Annotated in this window: 24 protein-coding genes; 11 read left to right on the forward strand and 13 right to left on the reverse strand. The window is 71.3% G+C overall.

The genetic code is table 11. The annotated features are described in order from the left end of the window. Positions 1-178 precede the first annotated feature (178 nt). Both ACH4U7_RS13355 and ACH4U7_RS13360 read left to right on the forward strand, forming a co-directional pair. Entirely contained in the window at positions 179-2,890 is a 2,712-nt protein-coding gene (locus ACH4U7_RS13355; RefSeq protein ID WP_398528085.1) for an ABC transporter substrate-binding protein, read from the forward strand. Then, on the forward strand, positions 2,877-4,370 hold the full coding sequence (locus ACH4U7_RS13360) for a PE-PGRS family protein (protein ID WP_398528086.1): 1,494 nt from the start codon (positions 2,877-2,879) through the stop codon (positions 4,368-4,370). The genes ACH4U7_RS13355 and ACH4U7_RS13360 overlap by 14 nt, the downstream gene beginning before the upstream one ends. Positions 4,371-4,387: 17 nt before the next feature. On the opposite strand, the gene ACH4U7_RS13365 is transcribed toward ACH4U7_RS13360, so the two are convergent. The 8 genes from ACH4U7_RS13365 to ACH4U7_RS13400 all read right to left on the reverse strand — a co-directional run bounded on the left by ACH4U7_RS13365 (position 4,388) and on the right by ACH4U7_RS13400 (position 11,880). Beyond that, on the reverse strand, positions 4,388-5,170 hold the full coding sequence (locus ACH4U7_RS13365) for an SDR family NAD(P)-dependent oxidoreductase (RefSeq protein WP_398528087.1): 783 nt from the start codon (positions 5,168-5,170) through the stop codon (positions 4,388-4,390). Between the two features lie 70 nt (positions 5,171-5,240). Further along, positions 5,241-6,419 (reverse strand): ATP-binding protein, encoded by a 1,179-nt coding sequence (locus ACH4U7_RS13370; protein ID WP_398528088.1) that lies wholly within the window; start codon positions 6,417-6,419, stop codon positions 5,241-5,243. 73 nt (positions 6,420-6,492) lie between these two features. Next, positions 6,493-6,813 carry a hypothetical protein gene (locus ACH4U7_RS13375; RefSeq protein ID WP_014176973.1) on the reverse strand — a complete coding sequence of 107 codons (321 nt, stop codon included), beginning with the start codon at positions 6,811-6,813 and terminating at the stop codon, positions 6,493-6,495. Then, positions 6,810-7,292, reverse strand: coding sequence for a hypothetical protein (locus ACH4U7_RS13380; RefSeq protein WP_398528089.1), 483 nt, complete (start codon positions 7,290-7,292; stop codon positions 6,810-6,812). The genes ACH4U7_RS13375 and ACH4U7_RS13380 overlap by 4 nt, the downstream gene beginning before the upstream one ends. 182 nt (positions 7,293-7,474) lie before the next feature. Further along, on the reverse strand, positions 7,475-8,425 hold the full coding sequence (locus ACH4U7_RS13385) for a DNA-binding response regulator (RefSeq protein WP_398528090.1): 951 nt from the start codon (positions 8,423-8,425) through the stop codon (positions 7,475-7,477). A 35-nt stretch (positions 8,426-8,460) separates the two neighbouring features. Beyond that, a complete protein-coding gene (locus ACH4U7_RS13390) occupies positions 8,461-9,852 on the reverse strand; it encodes a hypothetical protein (RefSeq protein WP_398528091.1) in 1,392 nt (463 codons plus the stop codon). A gap of 286 nt (positions 9,853-10,138) precedes the next feature. Beyond that, positions 10,139-10,975: an ABC transporter permease gene (locus tag ACH4U7_RS13395; protein ID WP_398528092.1), complete on the reverse strand. Its 837-nt coding sequence runs from the start codon at positions 10,973-10,975 to the stop codon at positions 10,139-10,141. Next, positions 10,972-11,880, reverse strand: coding sequence for an ABC transporter ATP-binding protein (locus ACH4U7_RS13400; protein WP_398528093.1), 909 nt, complete (start codon positions 11,878-11,880; stop codon positions 10,972-10,974). The genes ACH4U7_RS13395 and ACH4U7_RS13400 overlap by 4 nt, the downstream gene beginning before the upstream one ends. Before the next feature lie 134 nt (positions 11,881-12,014). Between ACH4U7_RS13400 and ACH4U7_RS13405 the strand changes: the two genes are divergently transcribed. The 6 genes from ACH4U7_RS13405 to ACH4U7_RS13430 all read left to right on the forward strand — a co-directional run bounded on the left by ACH4U7_RS13405 (position 12,015) and on the right by ACH4U7_RS13430 (position 17,721). Further along, positions 12,015-13,310, forward strand: coding sequence for a sensor histidine kinase (locus ACH4U7_RS13405; protein WP_398528094.1), 1,296 nt, complete (start codon positions 12,015-12,017; stop codon positions 13,308-13,310). Then, a complete protein-coding gene (locus tag ACH4U7_RS13410; protein ID WP_398528095.1) occupies positions 13,307-13,969 on the forward strand; it encodes a response regulator in 663 nt (220 codons plus the stop codon). The genes ACH4U7_RS13405 and ACH4U7_RS13410 overlap by 4 nt, the downstream gene beginning before the upstream one ends. Before the next feature lie 98 nt (positions 13,970-14,067). Next, positions 14,068-14,268 carry a hypothetical protein gene (locus ACH4U7_RS13415; protein WP_398528096.1) on the forward strand — a complete coding sequence of 67 codons (201 nt, stop codon included), beginning with the start codon at positions 14,068-14,070 and terminating at the stop codon, positions 14,266-14,268. A gap of 137 nt (positions 14,269-14,405) precedes the next feature. Beyond that, a complete protein-coding gene (locus ACH4U7_RS13420; protein WP_398528097.1) occupies positions 14,406-14,675 on the forward strand; it encodes a hypothetical protein in 270 nt (89 codons plus the stop codon). Beyond that, positions 14,668-15,291 carry a DUF6879 family protein gene (locus ACH4U7_RS13425; protein ID WP_398528098.1) on the forward strand — a complete coding sequence of 208 codons (624 nt, stop codon included), beginning with the start codon at positions 14,668-14,670 and terminating at the stop codon, positions 15,289-15,291. The genes ACH4U7_RS13420 and ACH4U7_RS13425 overlap by 8 nt, the downstream gene beginning before the upstream one ends. 228 nt (positions 15,292-15,519) lie before the next feature. Continuing rightward, positions 15,520-17,721 carry an ATP-binding protein gene (locus ACH4U7_RS13430; protein WP_398528099.1) on the forward strand — a complete coding sequence of 734 codons (2,202 nt, stop codon included), beginning with the start codon at positions 15,520-15,522 and terminating at the stop codon, positions 17,719-17,721. Positions 17,722-17,737: 16 nt separating this feature from the next. Here ACH4U7_RS13430 and ACH4U7_RS13435 read toward each other — a convergent pair whose 3' ends face one another. Next, positions 17,738-17,977, reverse strand: a complete 240-nt coding sequence (locus ACH4U7_RS13435; RefSeq protein ID WP_398528100.1) for a hypothetical protein — start codon at positions 17,975-17,977, stop codon at positions 17,738-17,740. A 476-nt stretch (positions 17,978-18,453) separates the two neighbouring features. Between ACH4U7_RS13435 and ACH4U7_RS13440 the strand changes: the two genes are divergently transcribed. From ACH4U7_RS13440 to ACH4U7_RS13450, 3 genes are all read left to right on the forward strand, one after another. Further along, complete coding sequence (locus ACH4U7_RS13440) at positions 18,454-18,831, forward strand: DUF5753 domain-containing protein (protein WP_398528101.1); 378 nt, start codon at positions 18,454-18,456, stop codon at positions 18,829-18,831. A 14-nt stretch (positions 18,832-18,845) separates the two neighbouring features. Beyond that, positions 18,846-19,031 carry a DUF397 domain-containing protein gene (locus ACH4U7_RS13445; protein WP_398528512.1) on the forward strand — a complete coding sequence of 62 codons (186 nt, stop codon included), beginning with the start codon at positions 18,846-18,848 and terminating at the stop codon, positions 19,029-19,031. A gap of 874 nt (positions 19,032-19,905) precedes the next feature. Then, the gene (locus ACH4U7_RS13450) at positions 19,906-20,328 is read left to right on the forward strand and encodes a hypothetical protein (protein ID WP_398528102.1); all 423 of its coding nucleotides are present in this window, start codon (positions 19,906-19,908) and stop codon (positions 20,326-20,328) included. A 43-nt stretch (positions 20,329-20,371) separates the two neighbouring features. On the opposite strand, the gene ACH4U7_RS13455 is transcribed toward ACH4U7_RS13450, so the two are convergent. The 4 genes from ACH4U7_RS13455 to ACH4U7_RS13470 form a co-directional block, all read right to left on the reverse strand. Further along, complete coding sequence (locus ACH4U7_RS13455) at positions 20,372-21,580, reverse strand: serine hydrolase domain-containing protein (RefSeq protein ID WP_398528513.1); 1,209 nt, start codon at positions 21,578-21,580, stop codon at positions 20,372-20,374. 73 nt (positions 21,581-21,653) lie between these two features. Further along, a complete protein-coding gene (locus tag ACH4U7_RS13460; RefSeq protein ID WP_398528103.1) occupies positions 21,654-22,466 on the reverse strand; it encodes an energy-coupling factor ABC transporter ATP-binding protein in 813 nt (270 codons plus the stop codon). Next, complete coding sequence (gene cbiQ / locus ACH4U7_RS13465; protein WP_014176985.1) at positions 22,463-23,227, reverse strand: cobalt ECF transporter T component CbiQ; 765 nt, start codon at positions 23,225-23,227, stop codon at positions 22,463-22,465. The genes ACH4U7_RS13460 and cbiQ overlap by 4 nt, the downstream gene beginning before the upstream one ends. A 1-nt stretch (position 23,228) precedes the next feature. After that, a complete protein-coding gene (locus ACH4U7_RS13470; protein WP_398528104.1) occupies positions 23,229-24,572 on the reverse strand; it encodes an energy-coupling factor ABC transporter permease in 1,344 nt (447 codons plus the stop codon). Between the last annotated feature and the right edge of the window lie 125 nt (positions 24,573-24,697).

Consider the following 24,697-nt stretch of genomic DNA (forward strand, 5'->3'; position numbering starts at 1 on the left):
AAGGACCGCCGACGTACCCCGAACGGGCAGTTCCGGCCGCCCTTGAGTAGTGCACAATATGAGGCCGTCATCACTCAAAGGGGGGCCCGTTGCGGATCGGCGTTGAGGCGAGCGGTGCTGGGCGAGGGCAGCGGCGGCTCACCGCCGCGCCCGCCGGTGCGAATGAGGGGCGGCAGCGGTGACGGTCCTGCCCGACGCGGCCACTTCTCGGGCGGTGCTCATCGGCACCAGCCGCTACGACCACATAGAGCAGCTGCCGATGGTGGCGAACAACCTCCGCGCGCTCGCCGCCACCCTGTGCGCCCCGCACACGTGGGGGCTCGCCCCCGAGCACTGCACGGTCATCGAGAACCCCCAGGACCCGGTCGAGGTCCTGGACGCCGTCCGGACCGCGGCCGAGGAGGCCACCGACACCCTGCTGGTGTACTTCGCCGGCCACTCCCTGGTCGAGTCGCGCCGCGGCGAGTTGGTCCTCGGCCTCACCGGATCGCAGCGGCAGCGGTCCTATACGGGACTGTCGTACGGCACGCTGCGCGATGTCATGTCCGACGGCCGGGCGGGCCGGCAGGTGATGCTGCTCGACTGCTGCCTCAGCGGTGAGACGCCCGGCTTCGTGGACGGGATCGAGGCGGTGGTCGACCGCGCGGAGCTCGACGGCGCCTGTCTGCTGGCCGCCGTCCCCGACAGCAGCTTCGCGTTCGCCCCGCCCGGCGAGCCCCACACCGCCTTCACCGGCGAACTGCTCAGACTGCTGAACGAAGGGGTTCCGGGCGGGCCGCAGTTGCTCGACCTGGACACCGTCTACGGGCAGGCGTACGCGGCGATGGGCGCCAAGGGACGGCCGCTGCCGCACAAGCGCGACCGCGGCGGCCTCGCGGGCGGCCTCGCCCTGGCGCGCAACACGGCCCCCGCCATGCCCGTCTTCGGCCCGACGCCCCCGGCGTACGCGCCGCCCGGCGCCGGCGCTCCCCTGCCGCCCCCGCCGTACGCCCCCGGGCAGGCTCCTCCACCGCCGCCCGCCCCGCCCGCCTGGCCCCCGGGATTCGCCCCGGCCCAAGCCCCGCCCCCCGGCAGCGGCGGGCCGGGCAACCGCCGGCTCCTCATCCGCTCCGCGATAGCGGTGGCGGTCGTCGGTGGCCTGCTGGCCGCCGGCATCCCCCTGGTGAACAAGTGGACGGAGGACGACTCCCCCAAGAAGCCCGTCGCGAAGCCGTCGCCGACGAGCACCCCGACGAAGAAGGCCCCCGCGTACAACGACGCGACCCAGGACGTCGTCAATCCGTCGAAGACCAAGGGCGGCACGCTGAAGTTCGTCGGCAGGAGCGACGCCGACTCCTGGGATCCGCAGCGCAGCTACTACGGCTTCGCGTGGAACTTCTCCCGCTACTTCACCCGTCAGCTGGTCACCTTCGCCCCCAAACCCGACAAGGGCGGCTCCGATCTGGTCCCGGACCTCGCGACGAGCAAGGGCAAGGTGAGCGACGGCGGCAAGACGTACACCTACACCCTGCGCGACGGGATCACCTGGGAGGACGGCTCGCCCATCACCTCCGAGGACGTCAAATACGGCATCGAGCGGGGCTGGGCCACCGATGTGCTCCCCGGCGGCCCGACCTACTTCAAGCAGGTCCTCGACCCCGACGGGAAGTACAAGGGCCCCTACAAGGACGGCAAGCTGGGCCTGAAGGCCATCGAGACTCCCACGTCGAACACCATCGTCTTCCATCTGGCCGAGCCCAACAGCGACTTCGAGCAGATGCTGGCGATGCCGGCCGGTTCGCCCGTGCCGAGCGCGAAGGACACCAAGGCCAAATACCAAGAGCGTCCGTTCTCCTCAGGGCCGTACAAATTCGGCTCGTATACGCCGAACAAGTCGCTGGAGCTGGTCCGCAACACCGAATGGAACCAGAGCTCCGACCCCGTCCGCGCCGCCCTGCCCGACCGGATCACGGTCGACATCGTCCTGGACGACAACGCCAGGAGCCAGCAGCTCTTCGCGGGCTCCTACGACGTGGATCTCGAACCGACCTCGCTTCCCAAGCCGGCCATCGCCAAGGCTGTGAGCAGCACCGAGCTCAAGACCCGGCTGGACGACCCGTACACCATGGGCATCCGCTATCTGGGCCTGCCGCGGACCGTCAAGCCGATGAACAACATCCACTGCCGCAAGGCGGTCATCTACGGGACGGACCGGCAGTCCGTGCAGACGGCCCTCGGCGGCCCCGGCGGCGGTGAGATCGCCACCAACATGCTCCCGCCGGGCATCGAGGGGGCGAACCCCTCCGATGATCCGTACGGCGTCCGGGAGCGCGGCGGAAGGGCCGATGTCTCCAAGGCGAAAAAGGAACTGGCGGCCTGTGGTAAGCCGAACGGCTTCCGGACCACCATCGCGGTCCGCGCCGGAAACCCCGACGACCTCTCCGCCGCTCAGGCGCTGCAGTCCTCGCTGAAGCCCATCGGGATCAGCTTCACCATCGAGCAGATCGAACTCGGCGAGTACTACCAAGTCGTGGGCTCGCCCTCGACCGTCAAGAAGAAGGGCTACGGCATCATCCTCGGGCGGTGGCTCCCCGACTTCCCGACCGCCCAGGGATTTCTCCAGCCCCTGGCCGACGGCCGCTTCATCCTGCCCACCGGAAATGTCAACTTCCCCCAGCTGGACGACAAATCCATCAACAGCCTCTTCGACAAGGCGATCGCCGGGCAGGACCGCAGGAAGATCAGGGAGATGTACCGGCAGATCAACCGGAAGGTCTCCGACAGCGCCGGCTATGTCCCCCTGATCTTCCAGAAGAGCTACACCTGGCGCGGCCCCCGGCTGACCAACGTCTATACCAGCCACATCTATGGCGGCGGTTACGACTTCGCGTCGCTGGGTGTCACCCCGTAGCCGGGGCGCGGCCGTGTGGGAGTCGCTGTTCGAGGGGCCGGAGCCCACGGAGCGGTTGGGCGAGATGTGGGCGCAGGGGCTGGGGGCCAACCCGGCCGTACCCGACGACCTGCGGTGCGATTTGCTGGGCCGCTCGCGTTACCTTCTGTGGCGCGAGCAGTCTGCCTCGGTCGTGGAGGCAGCCGTCGTCCACCCGGAGTGGAAGGTGCGGGGACAGCTGGCCGAGTGCCAGCCGAACCTCACGGCCGAGTGCTGGGCCCGGCTGATCCTGGGCGAGCAGAAGCCCAGGAACCTGTGGGTCCTCACCCTGCTCGCGGCGGACCGGCGCGATGAGCTCACCGAGGCCGCGTACGAGCGGGTGGCCGCCCACCCCGAGGCACGTATCCGCGCGGAGGCCACCCGGCTGACGGGGCTGCCCGTACTGCTGCTGACCGCGCTGGCCCTCGACCCGGAGCCCGGCGTACGGGCCGCCGCCTGCCCGCGTGCCTGGCCGCATCTGGACAGGGCGGCCCGGCAGGGGCTGCTGACCGACCCCGAGGGCGAGGTCCGCGTGGCCGCGCTGCTGCGGCACCACGAGCACCAGCCGCTGCCCCGGCCGGTCTTCGAGGCCGAAGATCTCGGTGACACTGCTCTCGAAACCTGTCATCTGACGCACGACCTCGCCGAGCACCTGGTCCACCACGGCACCCCGGCCCAGCGCGGCTCGCTCGCGCGCAATCCGCGGCTGGCCCCGGAGCTGGTCGCCGTGCTCGCCCGGGACCCCGACGACGGGGTCCGCCATGTGGTGGCCTTACGGCCGGAACTCACCGAGGAGCAGCGGGCGGACATCCAGGTGGACATCGACCCGGACGGGCTCACTCACGCGCTCGACTGGGTCACCGCGCTCCACGACGATCCCGAGGCGATGCGCCGCCTTGCCGCCTCGTCCCACCTCCTGGTGCGCCGGAGCGTGGCCCGCGCCAAGCGCCTGCCGCCGGACGTGGTCGAACGCCTCGCCCGTGACGAGGACCGCGTCGTGCACCTCTTCCTGGCCGAGTCCTGCGACGACGCGCCCGCCGACATGCTGTTGGGGGTGTGGCGGTGGTGGACCGGCAGCCTGACCTGTCCCGACCGGCCGCGCGGCCATCCGAACTTCCCGCGCCAGGGCCTGCTCCGGTATGCCGACGACCCCAGCGCGCGCATGCGCCAACTTGCCCTGGACGACCCGCAGTCGACGGCCGAGCTGGTGGAACGGTTCGCCCGGGATGCCGACGACGAGGTACGGCTGCGGGCCGCGAAGGACCCGCGACTGTCCGTGGATTCGGCAGTGCGACTGGTGGACGACCCCGAGTCGACCATACGGAGGGCGGCGGCCCGGCACCCCGGGCTGCCGGCGGAGGCGCTGGTGCGGCTGCTGCGGGATCCCGAGGCCGCGGAGGAGGCAGCCCGGCATCCCTCCCTACCGGTGGACGTCATGCGGCGGATGATCCGGCGGCCTTGAGGTGATCGGGAGGGCCGTCACTCCCCCGCGATGGCGGCCCGCAGGCCCACGTTGCTCATCAGCAGACCGCCGTCCACGGGGAGGGTGACGCCGGTGATCCACGAGGCATCGGAGGAGGCCAGGAAGGTGATGGCGGCGGCGATGTCGGCGGGTTCGCCGACGCGGCCCAGGGGGTAGACGCGGGCGGCGCGGTCGAGGGCGTCCTCCCGGCCGTCCCAGTTGGGGGTGTGGATGGTGCCGGGGGCGACGAGGTTGACGCGGACGCCGCGTTGGGCGGCGTGGCCGGCGAGGGTGCGGGTGAGGCTGGCCAGGCCCGCTTTGGCGGCGCTGTAGGCGTGGTTGCCGAAGTCCCGCTCGCCGTTGACCGAGCCGACGTTGACGATCGCGCCCCGGCCGCCCGCCGCGGCCAGGTGGGGCAGCGCGGCGCGGGCGCAGCGGAAGGCGCCGGTCAGGGTGATGTCGAGGTCCTGGTGCCACGCGTCGTCCGGCTGGTCCTCGAACAGCGGGGTGTCGGGGGTGCAGGACAGGGCGTTGTTGACGAGTACGTCGAGCGCGCCGAAGTGGTCCACGGCGTGTGCGACGGCCGCCTCGACCGCCGTACGGTCGGCGACGTCGCAGGCCAGCGACTCGGCCTCGCCGCCGTCGGCCCGTATCGCCGCGGCCGCCTTCGCGGCTCGCTCGCCGTCGAGGTCGGTGATCAGCACGCGGGCGCCCTCGGCGGCGAAGCGGCGGGCGGTCACCTCGCCGATGCCCCGTCCCGCGCCGGTGAGTACGACCGCATAACCCTCGAATCGCCGCACCTTCTGCTCCCTCCGACACCGGGCCGGCGCCCGTGACGCGCCCCGCCCAAGTGGCGGGGCGTCGTCATGGTCACTTCCCGGCTGCGGGCGGACGCAGTCGTTCCGGCGGCGGAGGTGTTTCCGGGGGCTGCGGTGTTTCCCGGGGCTGCGGCGTTTCCGGGGGCTGCGGCGTTTCCGGGGGCTGGAGCGGCGCCGGGCGGTGGGGGCGGCTCTCCTTGACCCGTTCCACCGCGGCCAGCAGATCCGCCTGGCCGACCCGGTCCCGCCCCGTCAGCAGCGCCTCCGCCGCCGCGTCGATCACCGCGCGGCGAATGTCCCGCCCGGTGACGTCGTCGACGGCGGCGAGGTCCTGCGTACGGACGTCGTCGGCCAGGGGCAGCGTCCCGGGCAGGTGGCGGCACCAGATCCGGGCGCGGGCCGCCTCGTCGGGGACCGGGAACCGGACGTGCCAGACGCGGCTGTCGAAGGCGGTGTCGTAGCTGGACACCAGGTTGGTGGCGAACACGGCAAGACCCTCGAACCGGTCGAGCGCGGTGAGCAGTTCGCTGCGCATGGCGTTCACCGCGTGCTCGGAGCCGTGGCTGGTGGTCTCGAAGCGGGCGGACATCAGGCCGTCCGCCTCATCGAGGAAGAGCACCGCGCCCTGGGCCCCGGCGGCGTGGAAGAGCGCGTCCAGGTTCTTGGGACCCTCCCCGTGGTACTTGCTCTCCAGCTGGGAGGCGCGGGCGGCGATCAGCGGGCGGCCCAGCCGGTCCGCGATGGCGTGGGCGGCCATCGTCTTGCCGGTGCCGGGCGGGCCTTCGAGGTTCACCGCCGAGCTGGGGTGCGGCTGGATGGTCCGCAGCCCCCACTCCTCGAACAGGGTGCGGCGCCGCTCCACGATGTGGATCGCGCGCAGCAGTTGCTCCATGGTGCGGTCGGGGAGCACCAGCCGGTCGAAGGTGTACAGCGGGGCGGTGGCGGTGAAGTGCTCCGCGCGCTCCGCCACCGAGGGTCCGTCCGCCGCCTCCGCCTCGGCCTCGGCCTTCGCGGGTGGTCGGTCCGGGGGCCGGTTGGTGATGGTGACGGTGAGCGGTTCCGGCCCATGGTGGCCGCCGAAGGCGTCCACGGCGGCGATCAGGCGGCTGCGCAGCAGGGCCGCCTCGACCTCGTCGGTGCCGCCGGGGATGCCGGTGACGGCGAACGCGGGGCGCGGCGCCGCCCCGCCGGGCCGTACGGGGTGGCCCTCGGGCCTGATATTCCTCTTCACTCCGGTCCTCCGCTCGCCGCGTGCACGGCTGTCGTCGGTGGTCAGGCGGACAGATGGTCAATCCGTCAACCCGTCAGCCCCAGACGGCGACCTGGTGGGTCCGGTGGGCGCCGCGCACCCGCTCGTCGGCCCGTTCGCCCTTGACCCGGCGGCTCTCGACGAACTGTTCGCGCGAGGTGTCGAAGACGCCCTGGATGTAGCTGACCTTGCCGTCGCGGATGGACTCCGCGACCGTGACGCACCGCAGATCGGGGTCGAGGTGCAGCCGGTCGCTGCGGGCGCGGAACCAGTCGGCGAGGTATTCGATGGTCACGATCACGACATACACCACCGCGACGGCGCCCAGCCCGCCGAGGCCGAGAAGGACGGTCGTCAGCAGACTCAGCACGGTCACGCCCCTCCCTGGAAGACGATCAGGTCCGTATCGCCGAAGGCGGCGGCCAGTTCCTCGTCGAGCCGCTGGGCCCGGCAGACCCAGACCGGCGCGTCGGCCGCCCCGGTGCCGTGCAGCGGGGTGCCCTCGGCGTCCAGGAAGAAGGTCTGGACGAGGTATTCGCGGCCGCTGCGGCGCCGCAGCACCGCGCCCCCCGCCGCCTCGGGCACCGCGGCGCGGTTGCGCACCAGAAAGGCCACCACGTCGGAGTAGCCGAGGATCGGGTGGAGCGGCGCCCGTTTGGCGCCCAGGCCGCTCCTGGCCTCGCCGACCCGGTCGCCCAGATCCATGAGCCGGACGATCCCGTGGAGCATCCGGTCGGCGGTCTCCAGCACCCGGTCGGCCTGTGCCGCCCCGCCCGTCAGCTCCCTCCCCGGCCCGCTCGCAGGCCCGCTCACCGACCCGCTCGCCGCCCCTCGGACGGCTTTCTCTTCGGACATGCGCCTCTCCCCCCAGCTCCCCCGGACCCCGCGCACCCTGCGGGGGCTTGCCTCGATGCTCCTCGTCGCGCCTGTCACTCTTCGTCCCCCGGGAGGGCGGGCAATCGCGCCCTCCCCTGTCGTCCTCTGGTACGACAGGGCCCTGTTCGGCCGGGACAGAAACCGACAGGCCGCCCGGTTTGTCACCGCTCCGCCGTGAGCTTGCCGGGCGGATGCGCGCCCAATGCGTTGAGCCGGCGCAGCAGCAGGTCGGGGTTGGTGTGCCGGGAGCATACGTACATCGCGAAAATCATCCGGACGTCGGCGGGTTTCGAGCTGATCCCGCAGGCCGTCATCGCCCGGTCGATCTGTGTCTTGACCGTCGAGACCTTCACGTTCAGCGCGGCGGCCGTCTCCTCGTACGAGTAGCCGTCCGCGTACCACTCCAGCACCCGGACCTGGCCCTCGCTCAGGCCCGCCGCCCAGTCGGAGAACACCACGGGCTCGCGGGGCGCCGTCTGTTCGGCCGACGCGGCCATGTAGAGGGCGTCCAGCAGGGTGAGCTGGCCGAGTCCGGCCTGGACGCACTGCTGCTGGAAGTCGGACAGGTCCTTGCGGTACTGGTCCTCCTCGACACCCAGCTCCTCCAGGATCCAGGGCACCCGCCCGCCCCGGGCCGTCTTGAACAGCACCTCGGCGAGGTAGGGCGGGAGGGTCAGCCCGCATTCGCGCACCGCCGTCTCCAGGGCGGAGGCCAGATGGGGTTTGAGCCAGTGCGGGTGGTGGCGGGCGTCCCAGACCGCGTTGGCCAGGACGGCGGGCCCCACGGTCTTGCCGAACACCGCCTTCGCCCCGCACACCCAGGGGGCCACCCGCTGGCGCCACTGCTCGGCCGCGGTGCACACCACGACATCCGAGCGGCGCACCAGTTCGGCGAACTCCTCGGCCGTGGCCACCCCCATCAGATCGGCCACGCATACGTCGTACTCCGCGCCGCTGATGCGCAGCTTTCTCACCGAGTCGACCTCGCTGACCACGGTGAGCCGCGGGTCGTCGTTGAGCGCGTCCACCAGGCCGCGTCTGGTCATCTCGTGGTCTTCGACCACGGCCACTTGCAGTGGCTGCCGGTCATCCCGCTCAGTTTCCGACGTCATGACGGACGCCCCCCTTGATCTCCTCGGCATGTGCTCTATGGCTTCCTCGGGGCGCGGGCGGCCGATGCGATCGGGAGGGTGAGCGTCACCTGTGTGAGCCCGCTGACCGATTGCACCTGCAGCGCCCCGCCCCGCTCCCGCAGCAGCCGCTCGTGGACGGCGAGCGACCTCATCCGGCTGACCCCGCTCGCCAGCACCTCGGGCGGGAATCCGGTGCCGTGGTCGGTGACCACCAGCTCCACCACATCGCCGCCCTCCCAACCTTCCGGTGCGGGCATCACGTCCACGTGCAGCACCGCGTCGTGCACCCCCGCGCTGCGCGGCACGTTGATCAGCAGCGCCCGCAGGGCGGGCTCCAGCAGCTCCACCTCGGGCGGCGGGATCCGGGCCGCCGCCTCGACGACGTGGTCGGGGATGATCGGCTCCACGGTCAGCCGGTCGTTGGTGGCCAGGGCGACCTGTCGGTGCACCATGCCGATCAGCGGCACCGACTCGCTGAACCGCCCGGTGGCGATGAAGGTGGCCAGCCGCTCCCGGGCCACCACCGCGGATTTGCGCAGCGAGTCGAGCTGTTCGGGATCGGTGATGTCGACCCTCTGGAAGGCGTTGAGGGTGTGCCCGAGGTGGTTGTGCAGCTCGATGGCGAGCAGTTTCCGCTGCTCCTGCTCATGCAGCTGAAGGCTCATATCGCCGAGGTCGGCGGAGAGTTGCAGCAGGAAGACGCCGCCGCGCCGGATGAGGTAGGCCAGCGCCCCGTAGCCGGTGAGCCCGATCAGCACATCGGAGCGGCCCAGCGCCGACGGGTCGCCCAGGGCGATGACCGCGGCGTACGAGGCGGCGACGGCGGCTGTGCCGCCGACCAGGACGCGCAGCCGCTGGCCGAGGGCCGAGCCGACGCCCACGCCGGAGATCTGCTCGGTGGTCAGCACCAGCAGCGGGGCCATGTCCGCGGCCCGGTTCTCCCCCATGACCAGGGCGCAGGCCCATAAGAAGACCACGGCGGAGCCCAGTTCGACCGCCGCCGTGGTGGAGTCGTACACCGTGGGCCCGTGCCCCGCCGCCCCCAGCCCCGGCGCCCCCTGCCCCGCCGCCGCGTCCTCCGCCGTTCCGGCGGACCGCGCCGCGTCCGGCTCGCCGCCCGCGTCCCGGGCGAGCACCCGGCGGTGGTTGCGGAAGATGTGCAGAACGAACCACAGCGACTCGGCCAGCACCGCCAGCAGCAGTGTCAGCGCGCGGCCGGGGTGCCGGGTGTGCCCGGCGATACCGGGCACGGTCACGGCCAGCTGGATGCCGTGCATCAGCCGGAAGATCAGCAGGATGCGGAGCATCTGCCATTCCATATCGCGCCACGCCAGCCGGTGCCGCACGGCCGGCGACTCGGCGCCCGGCCTGCGCCGCCGGTACGGCACCTTCACGGGCACCTTCACGGGCACCTTCACGCCGGGCGCACGACGCCCCTCTTCCGGCCGCGTAAGCGACCGCCCCCGATGCAGAGCCACGCGGTCCCCCCGCTTCCCCCGAACCCCTCTGCTCCCGGCCGACACGCCGCCCGCGAGGGCGCCCACCAGCCGGAAGGCCTTTCAGTGTGGAGACGCAAGTGGCTCTGGCATAGGGACTGTTGGCCCCTGGAACCCGCTTGTGCGGGTGCCCAGCGGCGCGCAGAGTCAGCAGGGGGCGTACGGCACATTCACCGCGCGCCGGTCAGGCGTCCGCTCACTGGTCGCGCCGGTGCACACCGACCACGGTGATCGCGACCGCGGCGACCGCCCACAGCGCGTAGACGGTCCAGGCTCCCCCGACGGTCCACGGGTAGTGCAGCGGGTGGTAGTCGACCGCCACCAGCCGACGCCACGCCTGGTAGAGCGTGCCGTGTGAGGCGACCGCCGACCAGTGGCGGCCGTCGGTGAGCGCCAACGGCAGCACCAGGAGAACCAGCGAGGAGGCGATCATAGTGCCCGCGGTCTGCCGGATGACCGCGCCGAGCGCCAGGCCGACGAGCGCGCACAGCGGCGCGAGCAGCGCGGACGCCACCACGACGCGCAGCGCGCCTGGGTCGCCGAGCGAGACGCCCGCGCCCCGCCGGTCCAGGATCGCCTGGGTCGCGGCGAACGAGACCCCCGCGACGAACGCGCCGAAGACGGCCGTGGCCGCCGCGACCACCACCGCCTTGGCCGCCATCACCGAACGGCGCGCCGGAACGGCCGCGAACGTCGTACGGATGGTGCCCGTGGCGTACTCCCCGACGATCGCCATGGCACCGAGGGCGCCGAGCGCGAGCATCATCACCGTGGTGGCGTTCACGGTGAATGCCTCGTCCAGCGGAATCCCGGCCCGGATGAAGCCCTCCGGGCCCTCCGGGTTCTGCCGCGACCAGTTGCGGTAGGTGTCATAGGCGGTGCCCACGTTGAACGCGATGACGGCCAGGGCGGTCGCCCCGTACCCGAACCAGATCGAGCGCAGCGACCGGAGCTTGATCCACTCGGCGGCGGCCAGATCGCCGAACCGGGGGCGGGGTTCGGCGGCATGAAGGTGCACAGCGGTCGCGGTCATCGGGACTCCCCCGCGAGGTACTGGACGCTGTCGGCGGTGAGCTCCATGAACGCCTCTTCCAGCGACGCGGACCTGGCGCTGAGATGGTGCAGCGGAACGCCGTGGGCATGCGCGATCTCCCCGATCCGGGCCACGCCCAGACCGATCACGGTCAGCAGCTCGCCCTCCGCGTGCACCGCCGCGCCCTCGGCCGTGAGCAGATCCCGCAGAACGCCGACAGCGGGCGTGCGCACCTCGACGCTCTGCCGGGTGCCCCGGGCCGAGAACTCCTCCAGGCTCTCCGCCGCGATCAGCTCGCCCCGGCCGATGACGATCAACTGATCGGCGGTGTGCTCCATCTCGGACATCAGATGGCTGGAGACGAACACGGTGCGCCCCTCGGCGGCCAGCCCCCGGAACAGCTCGCGCACCCACTTCACCCCCTCCGGGTCCAGGCCGTTGAGCGGTTCGTCGAAGAGCAGCACCGGCGCGTCGCCCAGCAGCGCGGACGCGATGCCGAGCCGCTGCTTCATGCCGAGCGAGAAGCCGCCGATGCGGCGCCGGGCGGCCTCGGCGAGGCCGACCCGCTCCAGCACCTCCTCGACTCGGCGCCGCGGGATGCGGTTGCTCCGGGCGAGGGCGGACAGATGCGCCACCGCGCTGCGCCCGCCGTGCACCTCCTGCGCGTCGAGCAGCGAGCCGATGTGGCGCAGCCCGCGGGGGCGGGCGGCGAAGGGGCGGCCCTCGACGGTGACGCTGCCGCTGGTGGGCTCGTGCAGGCCGAGGATCATCCGCAGCGTGGTGCTCTTGCCCGCGCCGTTCGGCCCCAGGAAGCCGGTCACATAGCCCGGATCCACAGTGAAGGTCAGGTCCTTGACGGCCGTCGTGCCGCCGTATCGCTTGGTGAGTTGGTTGACTTCGATCACGAAGGCCACGGTGCCGGTGGCCCGCCCCGCGCGTCGTCGGCCCGCCGCTGACAATCGCCGGGCGCCGGTGTCGACCATGGTTGTACAGCCACGGTCCGATGTCCGGCCGCGGGCCCCGTGGCTACGATCTGGCCATGTCCGCCTCTCCGCCTCTCCCGCTGCTCAAGCGCATATCGCCGGGCCTGTGGGTGGGGCTGGTGTGGTTCGCGGCGGCGTTGGGCCCCATCGTGAAGTACGTCCTGATGCCCCCGCGGCATGAGTACTCGCTCAGCTATCCCCGGCAGGGCCTGGACCCGCTGTCCGCCAAGCTGCTGCTCGCCATCGCCTTCGCGCTGGTCCTGGCCGGATGTGTCCTGCTCCGCCGCAGGACTTCGCTGGGGTACGGGCTGCTGCTCGCCGGCACGGTCGCCTCGACGCTGGCGTGGCGCCAGGACGAGATCCCGCCCGCGCAGTACCTGGGAGTGGATGTCGCCCTCTGCTACGTCGCGGCCACCCGGCCCCGGCGATCCTCGCTCAACGCGGCCGCGGCAGCGCTGGCCACGCTGCCCTGCTACGTCCTCCTGAGGCAGGGCCTCGGCATCCAGGACAGTGGTGTCATCCCCGAGCCGTATATCGCCCTGACCGTGGTCATCGGCTGGCTCGTCGGCAATTCGGTGCGCCAGTCCCAGCTCCACACCGAGGAGTTGCACGCCCAGGCCGCCGCCCAGGCCGTCACCGCCGAACGGCTGCGGATCGCCCGCGAGATGCATGACACGGTGGCGCACAGCATCGGCATCATCGCCCTCCAGGCCGGCGCCGCGGCCCGGGTCATCGAAACCCAGCCGGACAAGGCCCGCGAGGCGATGCTCGCCGTGGAGAAGACGGGCCGCGAAACGCTGTCCGGGCTGCGCCGGATGCTGGGCGCGCTGCGCCAGGCGGACCGGGAGGCCGACCGCGAGCCCGACCCGGCGGCCGACGAGGCGCGGAAACCCGCGCCGCTGCACCCGGCCGCGGGGATCGCGGATGTGGAGCGGCTGGCCACGACCACGACCGCCGCCGGGGTCCGGGTGGAGGTGTGGTGGCAGGGCAGGCGCCGCCCGCTGCCCGCGGACATCGACCTCGCGGCGTTCCGGATCATCCAGGAGTCGGTGACCAATGTCGTACGCCACTCGGGCGCCGACTCCTGCCGGGTGACCATCGGCTACGGCGAGGACGAGCTGACCATCGAGATCCGCGACCGCGGCAAGGGCACCTGCGCGGACGCCGAACACGACACGGGGTACGGCCTGATCGGCATGCGCGAGCGGATCACCCTGCTGCACGGCCACTTCACCGCCGGGCCCAGACGCGGCGGCGGCTTCCTGGTGGCGGCCCGGCTGCCGCTCCCGGCGGCGACCGCGACAGCTACCACGACGGCAATCGAGACGAAAGCAGAGGCCGCAGCCGGATGACCATCCGTGTCCTCCTCGCCGATGACCAGCCCCTCGTCCGCGCCGCCCTGCGAATGGTCATCACCGACACCCCCGACGTCGAGGTCGTGGGCGAGGCCGGGGACGGCGCCGAAGCGGTCCGGCTGACCGCCGAACTCGCCCCGGACGTCGTGGTGATGGACATCCGGATGCCCGGCATGGACGGCATCGAGGCCACCCGGCTGATCACCACGGGCCCCGGTACGACCCGCGTGGTCGTCCTGACGACCTTCGACGACGACGATTACGTCTACGGGGCGCTGCGCGCCGGCGCGTCCGGGTTCCTGGTCAAGGACATGGCCCTGGACGACATCCTCGCCGCGGTCCGCGTCGTCGCCTCCGGAGACGCGCTGATCGCCCCGAGCGTCACCCGCCGACTGATCAAGGAGTTCGCCGCCCGCCCCGCGACCACGCCCCCGCCCCGGGCGGAGCTGGGCGGCATCACCGACCGTGAACGCGAGGTGCTGACCCTGGTCGGCAGCGGCCTGTCCAACGCCGAGATCGCCGGCCGACTGTGCATCAGCGTCGCCACCGCCAAGACCTATCTGACCCGGCTGCTCGCCAAACTCGACGCCCGCGACCGGGTGCAGCTGGTGATCCTCGCCTACGAGGCGGGCCTGGTGGCGCCGTCGGGGTCCTAGGCCCTGTCCGAGCCGCGCATATCGCGTCCGGGAGGGGTCCCGGTGGTGCTCGCGGATGATGTGCCGACAGTCACCGAGGTGGAACAAGGAGATCCGCGATGACGCCCGTGCAAGTCGATTGGCTGTCCGTGCTGCTCGGTCCCATCGTCCTCGTCGGGCTGGCGCTTGCCTTCTTCGCCGCGCGTTCGGCGTCCAGGAGGGGCGAGCCGATGCCCGGCTGGGGGAAGGCCGTCCAGGGTGTGGCGATCGCCCTCGCGATGTTCGTTGCCGTCGCCAATATGACCTGGGGCGGTTCGTAGGACCGGAAGCGCGAGGTGCTGCCCTGGTCAAGAGGCGACTGTCCACAACGGCGCGATTACCTAGTGCATGCGTCCTGGTGCGTGCGGTACCGTGACGATCACTCTTCGTTACGATCGGGAACCTGAGGTGGCATGCCATGGCCCGCATCTGGGAAGCCGACCCGTCGGCCTTATTCGTCAGGCGATTGGGGAAGTCAGCGGAAGAGCTGGGCAACTCTACGGGCAGGGAGCAGTGCCCGGACATCTGGCAGCTCAGCAACGGCGACATCGCCGTCGTCGGCCGTGATCTGACCGCTCACTACGGTTCGCGCCTACCGGAAGGCGTGGCAGTCGGGGCTGACGAACGGATCTTCGTCATTCCCGGCAACATGCTCAGCGCGGCGAAGCCGGACATCCCCGATGCTTGACGTTCGCGCTCCCGCGCTCCCCGTAGAGCGCGGCCAACGACTCGGCAACGAGGAATACCTTCGGGATTTCCGCGCCCGGGATGCGGCCATCCGCAACGGCGACTCATGGAAGCTTGAACGGCTGCAGCACTTCGAGGAGGTGGGCGTTCCCTCCCGTGATGCGCTGCGACGCGGCGACTGGGAAATGGCGCTCCGCTTACTCGAAGAGGGCCGCGACAACCTGCGCGACATCCAAGCGGACGAGGAGGCCCGTGGCTCGGTGTTCCACCGCGTACGCGTGGTCGAGGAGCCTCTGACCCCGTACATACAGTGGGAGCTGCATTCACTGCGGATCAGCGCCGAGTACGGGGAGCGGGTGCGGATCCTGCCTGCCGCGGCGATCGCCGCTGCCGAGACGGACGGACTGCTCCCGGAACTGACCATTCAGGACGGCAAGGTGCTCTTCCGCGTCCTGTACACCGATACCGGGGTTCCGGACGGCGCGATCCGCTTCACCGACCCGGACATCGTCGAACCGTGGACGGAATACGTGCGGGAGGCCTACGCGACCGCGGAGGACATCGCCTCCTACTTCGACCGTGCCGTCGCGCCACTGCCGCCGCCCCCGGCGGCCTGACCCGGAAAGGACACACTCATCGGTACGCCGGCAGACGCCAACGGATCGCCCGGAGACTCGGCCAACGACCTCTCCGGCTCGTCCCGCGATGTCGTCCAGGCGGGGAATGTCACCGGTGACATCCACTTCCACCAGGCACCGGAAGCATCTGACCGTCCGCGAACCGTCCCTCGCCAGCTTCCTGCCGACGTCTACACGTTCGTCAACCGGACTGACGAACAAGCCCAGTTGCACGCCATCCTGACCGGCCGGGACGGCGGCCAAGCACTCGTGTCCGTGCATGTGGTGGCCGGCACGGCGGGGGCAGGCAAGACCTCGCTGGTCCTGCACTGGGCTCACCAGGTCAAAGACCGCTTCCCGGACGGACAGCTCTTCTTGAATCTCCGGGGCTACGGTCCGGGAGAGCCCGTCACCGCCGAGCAGGCTTTACGCCGTTTCCTGCGCGCGCTCGGCGTGGCCTCGGGTGACATCCCGCAGGACGTGGACGACGCGGCCGCCCTCTACCGTTCCCTGCTCGCCGACCGCCGGATGCTCATCCTGCTCGACAATGCCGCCACCGTCGGCCAAGTGCGCCCGCTGCTCCCCGGCGGCGGCGACAGCCTCACCGTGGTGACCAGCCGCAATCGCCTCGCTGGTCTCGCCGTACGAGAAGGCGCCCGCAGGATCACCCTCGGCATGCTTCCCGAGCCCGAAGCCATCGAACTATTGCAGGCTGTCACGCAGGACTACCGCTCGGGAGACGACCAGGACAAGCTCTCAGAGCTGGCACGGCTGTGCGCGCGCCTCCCGCTCGCACTGCGTATAGCCGCAGAGCGCGCCGCCAGCCACCCTCATCTCCGACTCGACGACTTGCTTGACGATCTGCGTGACGAGTCCGCGCTCTGGGACGCGCTCAGCACGGGAATGGACGAAGAGGCCGAGGCCGTCCGTACGGTCTTCGCGTGGTCCTACCGCACGCTGCCGCCGCACTCCGGGCGGCTGTTCCGGCTCCTTGGCCTGCATCCGGGGCCCGAGTTCGGGCTCCACGCGGCGGCGGCGCTCGCCGACCTGCCCCTCAGCCGTACCCGACAGCTCCTCGACGACCTCGTCGGCGCCCACCTGCTGGAGCAGAGCGGTCCCGACCGCTTCCAGTTCCACGACCTCCTGCGCGCCTACGCCTCCGACCAGGCCAACGACGAGGATCCCGTCGAGCAGCGGGAAGCCGCCCTGCGTCGCCTGCTGGACTGGTACCTGCACACTGCGGACGGGGCGCAGACCTGGCTCCAGCCGGGCGAAGACCACGTGCGTCTGTCCGAGACGACCGCGCTTCTGCCGCCACTGGAATTCTCCGACTACGACGCCGCCGCCGATTGGGCAGAACGCGAACGCATCGCCTTCCCTCACCTCGTACGATCCGCTGCCGCCGCTGGCCTGCACCAGCACGCCTGGCAGCTGGCCGCAACGCTGTGGAATGCGTTGTCCGCTTCCGCATCCTTCGCCGACTGGCTTGACTTCGGCCTCATCGGGCTGGCGTCCGCCGAGCGGGAGGACGATACGGACGGACAGCTCCTGCTGCTCAACCAGCTCGGCATGTCGTACCGATCCGTATCCCAACTCGACAGTGCCGTGCACTACCTGAACCGCGCCCTCCTCCTTGCCCGCAGCGCCGGAAAACCCATGGATGAGGCGCATGCCCTCAACCTCATGGGGCTCATCCACCTGCGTACCCGTCGGCTCGACACCGCCACAGGACACTTCGCGCAGGCCATCAGCATCTTCCGGGAAGTAAACGGTGACCGCTGGGCTGCCTCCGCTCTGTCCAACCTTGCCGGCACCTACCTGGAAGCGGGCCGTCTCCGGGAAGCACACGACGCGGTCGAAACCGCTCTCGCCGCTCACCGTTCCCTGGACAACCAGCAGAGCGTAGGCAACGCCCTGTGGCTCACCGCGAAACTCCGTCGTGAGCAAGACGAGGTCGAAGCGGCCCGCGAGGCCATCGACGAAGCTCTCGAGATCGCTCTGAGCCTGCGCAATCGTGGACTGGAAGGCTTCTGGCTGCTCACCCTCGGCGACATTCTGCGCGCTGGCGGACAGTATGGCGACGCTCTGGCCTCCTACCAGCGGTCGGCCATGCTCCACCGACGCCTCGGTGATCGCGGTCGCGAAGCCCTGGCCTGGCGCGGCACGGGACAGACGTACGCCGCAACAGGCCGCCACGGCGACGCTGCCGCCTTCCACCGCCAGGCCGCAGCCGTCCACCGCGACCTCGGGGATACGTGGGAACTCGCCGTAGAGCTCGACCACCTGGCGGCAGCTGTCCAGTCAGAAGACGCCGAGGCGGCTCGCGCCTACTGGGCCGAGGCCCTGACGCACCTGGCTCCGTATACCGATCCCCGCGCCACGGCCGTACGCGCACGTGTGCAGAGGCGGCTGGCCGAACCTGGGGAATGACGGCCGCCAGGGGGCATCACTTCACGTCTTGGTCAAAGACTTCAGCGCGTGCCGTGCGCCAGACTGTGCGCAGTTCTGCGGCCGTCTCGCAGTCTTCACCGTGCGTCCGGCACCGGTCCTTGCAGACTGCGGCATGAGTGATGAACGCGGACCATGCCTGTGACTCAGCCGCGCGGGCCGGGTTCTTGTCCGCGCTCGCGGGACGGTGCTGCGCGGCAGCGGATGTCTCGTCTCCCGCCTGTGCATGCTCGGTCATGGGGTTACCCCCCTTGGGCTGATGGCCGGTCCGCCCATGCCCAGGCGCAGCGAGAGGGCGTGCCGCCGTTCCTCGTGCAGGACCACGTAGGCCCGTACGAGCGGGCCTGTGTCCACCCACTCTGTCGGCGGTGCTGAGTGGGGTGGAGCTTGCCGCGCGTCGTGGCGCGTTCGCCGGGAGGGGGCGCGGGGCAGCCATACGTCCAGCGTCGACTGCTCGCGTACGGCTACCGGCAGCGGCCGGCCGATGGGCGCCTGGGCGCCGCGCCGGTGCTTTCCGCTCGGGGAGTGATGTGGCCAGAAGTCCATCGCCCAGACGAGGATGCGAACGATAAGGTCTAACAAGGTCAACAGCTCCTGTCTGTTGGCTGATTGGCCCGGGATGGCGTCGCATGCCGTCCTGGGGCGTTTCTGTGTTGGGACGCAGGGGCCCCGCCTGCGGAGTTGCGAGGCCCCTGCGCGCGCACCCGTTACGCGGTGACTGCCTGTTATGCGGCGATCATTTGGGAACCGGTGGTTACCCACCCGCTCGTTCCTCGCGACATCCACTTTGAACAATTGAAGCGCCTACTTGAAGTTGGAAAGCGGCAGAACGCCTCCATCCAAGTCCTGCCCTTGTCTGCTGGACTGAAAGCGGGAATGACATACCCGTTCTCGTCGTTTTCTTTCGATAGACAGCCGAATGTTGAAGCTGTCGCAATTGACAACCTAAGGGGCGCGTCAATCCTCGAAGGTGCTGAGGATCTAGCAGCTTACACACGCGCTTTTGATCAGCTACGATCTGCAGCACTGGCACCGGATGCGAGCGCAAGAGTCATCCGGCGCACACTGCGGAGCAGCAAGGAAGACGAATAGTGACCCCTGAAGTCATGGGCACCTTCGTTAGATCGTCCTACTCGGGTCAGAACAATAACTGCGTAGAGATTGCGGCTATGACCGGAGGCGGCCGTGCCGTGCGGGACAGCAAGGATCAGCGCGGCCCGCATCTGACGTTCACACATTGGGCATGGCAAGCGTTCCTCCTGGGCGTCAAGCAGCGGGAGTTCGACCGCTAGGCAGCGCAGCTCAGACGCACGAGGGCATCCTGCGAGCCGTTGCCGGGGGCGTAGCTCAGTCCACCACGCGCCCCCCGCGGGGGAAGGGTGCGGCCGACCCGGTGTCCAGGCTCCTTGGCCCGGTGGGTGGCTGGGCTCACGACAGGCTCCGCTGCGCTCCGCCGCGACTGCTGCCGCGCGGTGGCCGACCGGTCAGCCCAGCGGTGCGCTCGACTGGGGGCGCGGGAGCACGACGAACGGGCCAACGCTGCTGGACGGCATGGTCCGGTCGCCGAAAGCAGGCATCATCTCGCGCCTTCGGCGCAATGCGGCCAGCAGCGGGAAGGGAGGGGCGCCAGAGGCATCGTCGCCGTCCCGCCCAAGGGGTCGTCACCGGTTGGCGAGCGGGGCACGGTAGATGGTCGCCCCGGAGCGGTAGACGCCGGTCCGGTTAGGGGCCTCCCCTCACCCCCTCTCAAAAAATACTTGCGCTACATCAAACGTTTTTCTAAGAGGGGGTGGGGGAGGCCCGATCCCGTCCGGTAGCTCGCCCGTCCGTCGCACTCCCAGGCCCCGACTCAGCGCACCGCTGGACTGACAGACCGGCCACCACGCGGCAGCAGTCGCGGCGGAGCGCAGCGGAGCCTGTCGTGAGCCCAGCCACCACCGGGCCAAGGACCCGGGGCACCGGGTCGGCCTCCCCCTTCCCCCTTCTCGCTGGCGCTTTGGACCCGGAGGGTCCGAGACGAAAGCCGCACCCGTGCGAGCCGAATGCCGCGAGACGGCGCACAGGCGCAGCGCAGCCACCCGCAACGCGCAGCGCGGCCTGATGCGCCGCAGCTTTATGCGAGAGGCCGACGCCTCGAAACACACCCCCCGACTACGCTGCAGGCGCATGGACCCGATCTTCCGACTTCCGCCCAGCTCCCCGCTGGCCGTTACGGTTTCCGAGGACTGGGGCCTGATCCCGTTGCGTGTTCCGGCCGGTTGGAACGTCATCTACAACCAGTTGTCGGCCCGACGCTTGCCGGATGGAAGGGTCGAGGCCAACGACTCCGAGGATCTGTACTGGGCGCGTACGGCACCACCGCCGTGGCTGACCGCGGAGGAGGTGGCGGAGGAGGGCGGCCTGCGGGCTCGGGAGATCAACATAGACGCCGGCTGGTACGGCGGCTACGGCTTCCGCGTCGTGGTCCTCGACCCCGACTGGGACCATGAGCGGGCCTCCTACACCACTCCCGACCTCGGCGAGTTCGTCGCCACCCTGGAGGCGTGGATGTGGGTGATCACCCAGCGAGGGCAGTTCCCCAAGTCGTGAGCCGGGCACCGGTTTACCCCCGGGACCCCCCGGGAGTAGCGCGTCACCGCAGAGCGGCCCGCAGTGCCCGCACCAGCGCCTGTGGGCGCGGGTCGGCCGTCACGCCGCGCTGCATTCCGTTGGTGACATAGCCGAAGCCGATGCCCGATTCGGGGTCGGCGAAGGCGAGGGAGCCGCCGCGGCCCGGGTGGCCGAAGGAGCCGGGGGTCAGGAGCGGGGAGGCCGGGCCGTGCAGCATGTAGCCGAGGCCGAAGCGGGTGCCGACGACCAGCACCTCGTCCGGGCCCGCGGACTCCTCCGTACGGGCCAGGGTCAGCGTCGCGGGTGCGAAGAGGCGGCCGCCGGATCGCAGGGGGCCCGCCGAGGGCAGCGGGCCGATGAGCGCCGCGTAGAAGCGGGCCAGCGCGTCGGCGGTGGCGACGCCGCCCGAGGCGGGCAGTTCGGCCTCGAGGTAGGCGGGGTCGTTCTCGTCCGGCGCCGGGCTGATCGCCCCGAAGGCGCGCCGGGTGAGCGAGTCGGGGTTCTGGTACGCCTCGGCGACCGACCGCTTGGGCCGCAGCCGCGGGCCCTGTGCGGCGGGCACGGGCGGGGCCTCCACGGGCCCGATCCGGCCGACGCGGGCGCGCTGCTCGGGTGGCAGCCCGAGCCACAGGTCGAGCCCCAGCGGCCGGGCTATCTCCTCGGCTATCCAGCGGCCGATGGTTCGCCCGGTGACCCGTCGGACGAGTTCGCCGATCAGCCAGCTGTAGGTCTGCGCGTGGTAGCCGTGGGCGGTGCCCGGCTCCCATACGGGCTGCTGGGCGGCGACCGCCCGCGGGCCGTGGAAGCCGTCGATGGCCTGGACGGGGGCCAGCGGGGTGTCCAGTACGGGCACCCCGGCGCGGTGGCTGAGCAGATGCCGGACGAGGACCCGCTCCTTGCCGTTCGCCTTGAACTCCGGCCAGTACGTGCCGACCCGGCCGTCCAGGTCGAGCTGGCCGCGCTGGTGGAGCAGCAGCGGTACGGCGGCGGCGATGCCCTTGGTGACGGACCGGACGACCTGCGCGGTGTCCTGGGCCCACGGCTCGCCGTCGGGGTCTCCAGCCCCTCCCCCGCCGTGGGCGTCCTTCGTACCGCCCCACAGGTCGACGACCTTGTGGCCCTCCCGGTACACCGTCACGGCCGCGCCGCGGTCGCCGCGCCGGGCGAAGTTGTCCACGAAGGCGTCCCGGACCGGTTCGAATCCGTCGGCCACCGTGCCCTGGACGTCCACCACTGATCCGTACTCCCACCATGCCGAGGGCGAAGTGTGCTCCCCCCATGGTGCATCGCCCCCGCCGGATACCTCAGACCGGGGCCGTCACCGAGCGGGGGTCGAAGCCGAAGGGCAACTCCAGTCGATGTTCCCTCATCAGGGCCTCGTCGCACAGCAGGTCCTGGGTGCGGCCGTCGGCGGCGATCACTCCGCCGCTGAGCACCACGGAGCGCGGGCACAGCTCCAGCGCGTACGGCAGGTCGTGGGTGACCATCAGCACCGTGACGTCCAGGGAGCGCAGGATGTCGGCCAGCTCGCGGCGCGAGGCGGGGTCGAGGTTGGAGGAGGGCTCGTCCAGCACCAGGATCTCCGGCTCCATGGCCAGGACGGTCGCCACCGCCACCCGCCGCCGCTGTCCGAAGGAGAGGTGGTGCGGCGGGCGGTCGGCGAACTCGGCCATGCCGACCCGCTCCAGGGCCGTGATCACCCGCTGTTCCAGCCCCGCGCCGCGCAGTCCGGCCGCGGCCGGGCCGAACGCGACGTCCTCGCGCACCGTCGGCATGAACAGCTGGTCGTCGGGGTCCTGGAAGACGATCCCGACGCGGCGGCGGATCTCGGCCAGATTCCGCTTGGCGACCGGCAGCCCGGCCACGGTGACCGTCCCCGCGCCCGCGTCCAGGATCCCGTTGAGGTGCAGGACCAGGGTGGTCTTGCCCGCGCCGTTGGGCCCGAGCAGCGCGACGCGCTCACCGCGGGCCACGGTCAGGTCGACGCCGAAGAGGGCCTGGTGGCCGTCGGGGTAGGCGTACGCCAGGCCGGATACCCGGAGGGAGGGCGCGTGCGAGGGCGGGGCGGTCCGGGAGGTGTTCTCGGGAGTGGTCTCCGCGGGAGACGATCCGGTCATATCAACATCCATCCGGTCAGGCAGACCACCAGCGCGGTCAGGGGAAGGGCCGCGGCGGACAGCCACTGGGCCCGGGTCGCCGTCATATCGTCGATCACGGGCATGGTGCCCGCATAGCCCCGGCTGATCATCGCCAGGTGGACCCGCTCGCCGCGCTCGTACGAGCGGATGAACAGCGCCCCGGCGGACTTGGCGAGCACGCCCCAGTGGCGCACCCCGCGCGCCTCGAAGCCGCGCGACTGACGGGCGATCCGCATCCGCCGCATCTCGTCCGTGATGACGTCCCCGTAGCGGATCATGAACGACGCGATCTGGACCAGCAGCGACGGCATCCGCAGCCGCTGGAGCCCCAGCAGCAGGGCGCGCAGCTCGGTCGTGGAGGCCAGCAGCACGGAGGCGGCGACCCCGAGCGTGCCCTTGGCCAGAATGTTCCAGGCGCCCCACAGGCCGGGGCGGCTGAGCTCCATCCCGAGCACCGCGACGCGCTCGCCGTCCGCGACGAACGGCATCAGCACGGCGAAGGCCACGAAAGGGATCTCGATCAGCAGCCGCCGCAGCACATACCCCGCCGGAATCCGCGCCACCGCCGCGACCGCCGCCAGCGCCACGGCGTACGCCCCGAAGGCCCACACCGCCTCGCGCGGGGTGGAGACGACGACCAGTACGAAGCAGAGCACCGCGGCGATCTTGCACTGCGGGGGCAGGGCGTGCACCGGTGAGCGGCCCTCCCGGTACAGCTTGTGGGCGTGACCCGCGCCCATGTCAGACCGTCTCGGAGGGGTGCGCGGACGGAACGGCGGCAGGCCCGGCGGCGGCCTTCTTGGCGCGGCGCCGTACGACGATGAACAGCCCCGAGCCCACGGCGAGGGTCGCGCCGACCCCGATCACCCCGGCCAGGCCGCCGGAGAGCCGGGCGTCGGAGATGTCCTTGACGCCGTAGTCGGCGAGCGGGGAGTCCTTGCCGGCGTGGTCCTCGGTCTTCTTGTCGATGCCGTTGTCGTGGGCGACCTTCTCCAGGCCGTCCGGGCTGGCGGACGCGTAGAAGCTGACCACCCCGGCACACAGCAGCGCCGCCGCGACCCCGATCGCCCACACCCGCCGCGCCGACCGCCGCGCCGTCGGCGCGGAGGCCGGGGCTGCGGCGCCCCCCGACGCCGCACCCCCTGCTCGTGCGGCGGCGCCGAGCGGCACGCCGGGCGCCGCCGCAGGGCCGGAGGCCGCCGGGGCGGCCGCGTCGGCCGCGGCAGGCGCCGTCCCCGCCACGGCGCGTGCGGCCTGGCCGGTCGCGGGCGCCCCCGTCTCGTCGCCGGGTTCCACAGCCCGCCCGGCGGCCCCGCCCGCGGCCGATACGGCCGTCGCCGTGAGGCCCGGCGCCGCCGGGGTGGCCACGGCAGCCGTACGGATCTCCAAGGTGCGTGTCAGACCGCGCGCGCCGTATACGAGGTCGGGGCGGACGGACACCACCGCGCTGACCGTCAGGGCGGTGATCACGGCCTCGCCGATGCCGATCAGTACGTGGACGCCGACCATCGCGGTGAAGACCTTGCCGAGCGAGACATGCGTCGTGCCGCCGAGCGCGTAGATCGCGGTGAAGGCGACGGCCGCGGCCGGTACGGAGAGCAGCGCGGCGACGAAGGAGGCGACGGTCACGGAGCGGCGCCGGCGGGGCGTGAGCTTGAGGACGACGCGGAAGACGGCGTACGCCACCACCGTGGTGACCACCGCCATGTCCGTGATGTTGACACCGAGGGCGGTGAGACCGCCGTCCGCGAAGAGCACGCCCTGCATGAGCAGCACCACGGAGACGCACAGCACGCCCGTGTACGGGCCGACGAGTATCGCGGCCAGCGCCCCGCCGAGCAGATGCCCGCTGGTCCCGGCCGCGACCGGGAAGTTCAGCATCTGGACGGCGAAGATGAACGCGGCGACGAGACCGGCCAGCGGCGCGGTGCGCTCACCGCCCGAGCCGCCCAACCCGCCCGAACCGCCCCCGGCGTCCCCCAGCTCCCGCCGGGCGCCACGCAGGCTGACCGCTACCGCCGCCGCCGCGACCACGCCCGTCGCCACGGACACCGGGGCGTCGATAAATCCGTCGGGGACATGCATGACGGGGCTCCGCTTCTGCGCCGGGGGTGTCCGCTACATCCACGGAATCCGCCAATCCGGTTATCCGCCCGATGATGGTAACCCGTTATTGCAACCTATTCGCAAGAGCGCTCTACCCGCGAAAG

The sequence above is a fragment of the Streptomyces sp. NPDC020845 genome (assembly GCF_044334165.1).
Lineage (GTDB): Bacteria > Actinomycetota > Actinomycetes > Streptomycetales > Streptomycetaceae > Streptomyces.

Excerpts from the sequence above, each read along its gene's own strand:
- ACH4U7_RS13385 (WP_398528090.1), bottom strand. The coding sequence starts at position 8,425 with ATGACGTCGGAAACTGAGCGGGATGACCGGCAGCCACTGCAAGTGGCC.
- cbiQ (WP_014176985.1), bottom strand. The coding sequence starts at position 23,227 with ATGGGCGCGGGTCACGCCCACAAGCTGTACCGGGAGGGCCGCTCACCG.
- ACH4U7_RS13425 (WP_398528098.1), top strand. The coding sequence starts at position 14,668 with ATGCTTGACGTTCGCGCTCCCGCGCTCCCCGTAGAGCGCGGCCAACGA.
- ACH4U7_RS13460 (WP_398528103.1), bottom strand. The coding sequence starts at position 22,466 with ATGACCGGATCGTCTCCCGCGGAGACCACTCCCGAGAACACCTCCCGG.
- ACH4U7_RS13445 (WP_398528512.1), top strand. The coding sequence starts at position 18,846 with ATGGGCACCTTCGTTAGATCGTCCTACTCGGGTCAGAACAATAACTGC.
- ACH4U7_RS13470 (WP_398528104.1), bottom strand. The coding sequence starts at position 24,572 with ATGCATGTCCCCGACGGATTTATCGACGCCCCGGTGTCCGTGGCGACG.
- ACH4U7_RS13395 (WP_398528092.1), bottom strand. The coding sequence starts at position 10,975 with ATGACCGCGACCGCTGTGCACCTTCATGCCGCCGAACCCCGCCCCCGG.
- ACH4U7_RS13435 (WP_398528100.1), bottom strand. The coding sequence starts at position 17,977 with ATGACCGAGCATGCACAGGCGGGAGACGAGACATCCGCTGCCGCGCAG.
- ACH4U7_RS13450 (WP_398528102.1), top strand. The coding sequence starts at position 19,906 with ATGGACCCGATCTTCCGACTTCCGCCCAGCTCCCCGCTGGCCGTTACG.
- ACH4U7_RS13380 (WP_398528089.1), bottom strand. The coding sequence starts at position 7,292 with ATGTCCGAAGAGAAAGCCGTCCGAGGGGCGGCGAGCGGGTCGGTGAGC.
- ACH4U7_RS13415 (WP_398528096.1), top strand. The coding sequence starts at position 14,068 with ATGACGCCCGTGCAAGTCGATTGGCTGTCCGTGCTGCTCGGTCCCATC.
- ACH4U7_RS13410 (WP_398528095.1), top strand. The coding sequence starts at position 13,307 with ATGACCATCCGTGTCCTCCTCGCCGATGACCAGCCCCTCGTCCGCGCC.
- ACH4U7_RS13420 (WP_398528097.1), top strand. The coding sequence starts at position 14,406 with ATGGCCCGCATCTGGGAAGCCGACCCGTCGGCCTTATTCGTCAGGCGA.
- ACH4U7_RS13405 (WP_398528094.1), top strand. The coding sequence starts at position 12,015 with ATGTCCGCCTCTCCGCCTCTCCCGCTGCTCAAGCGCATATCGCCGGGC.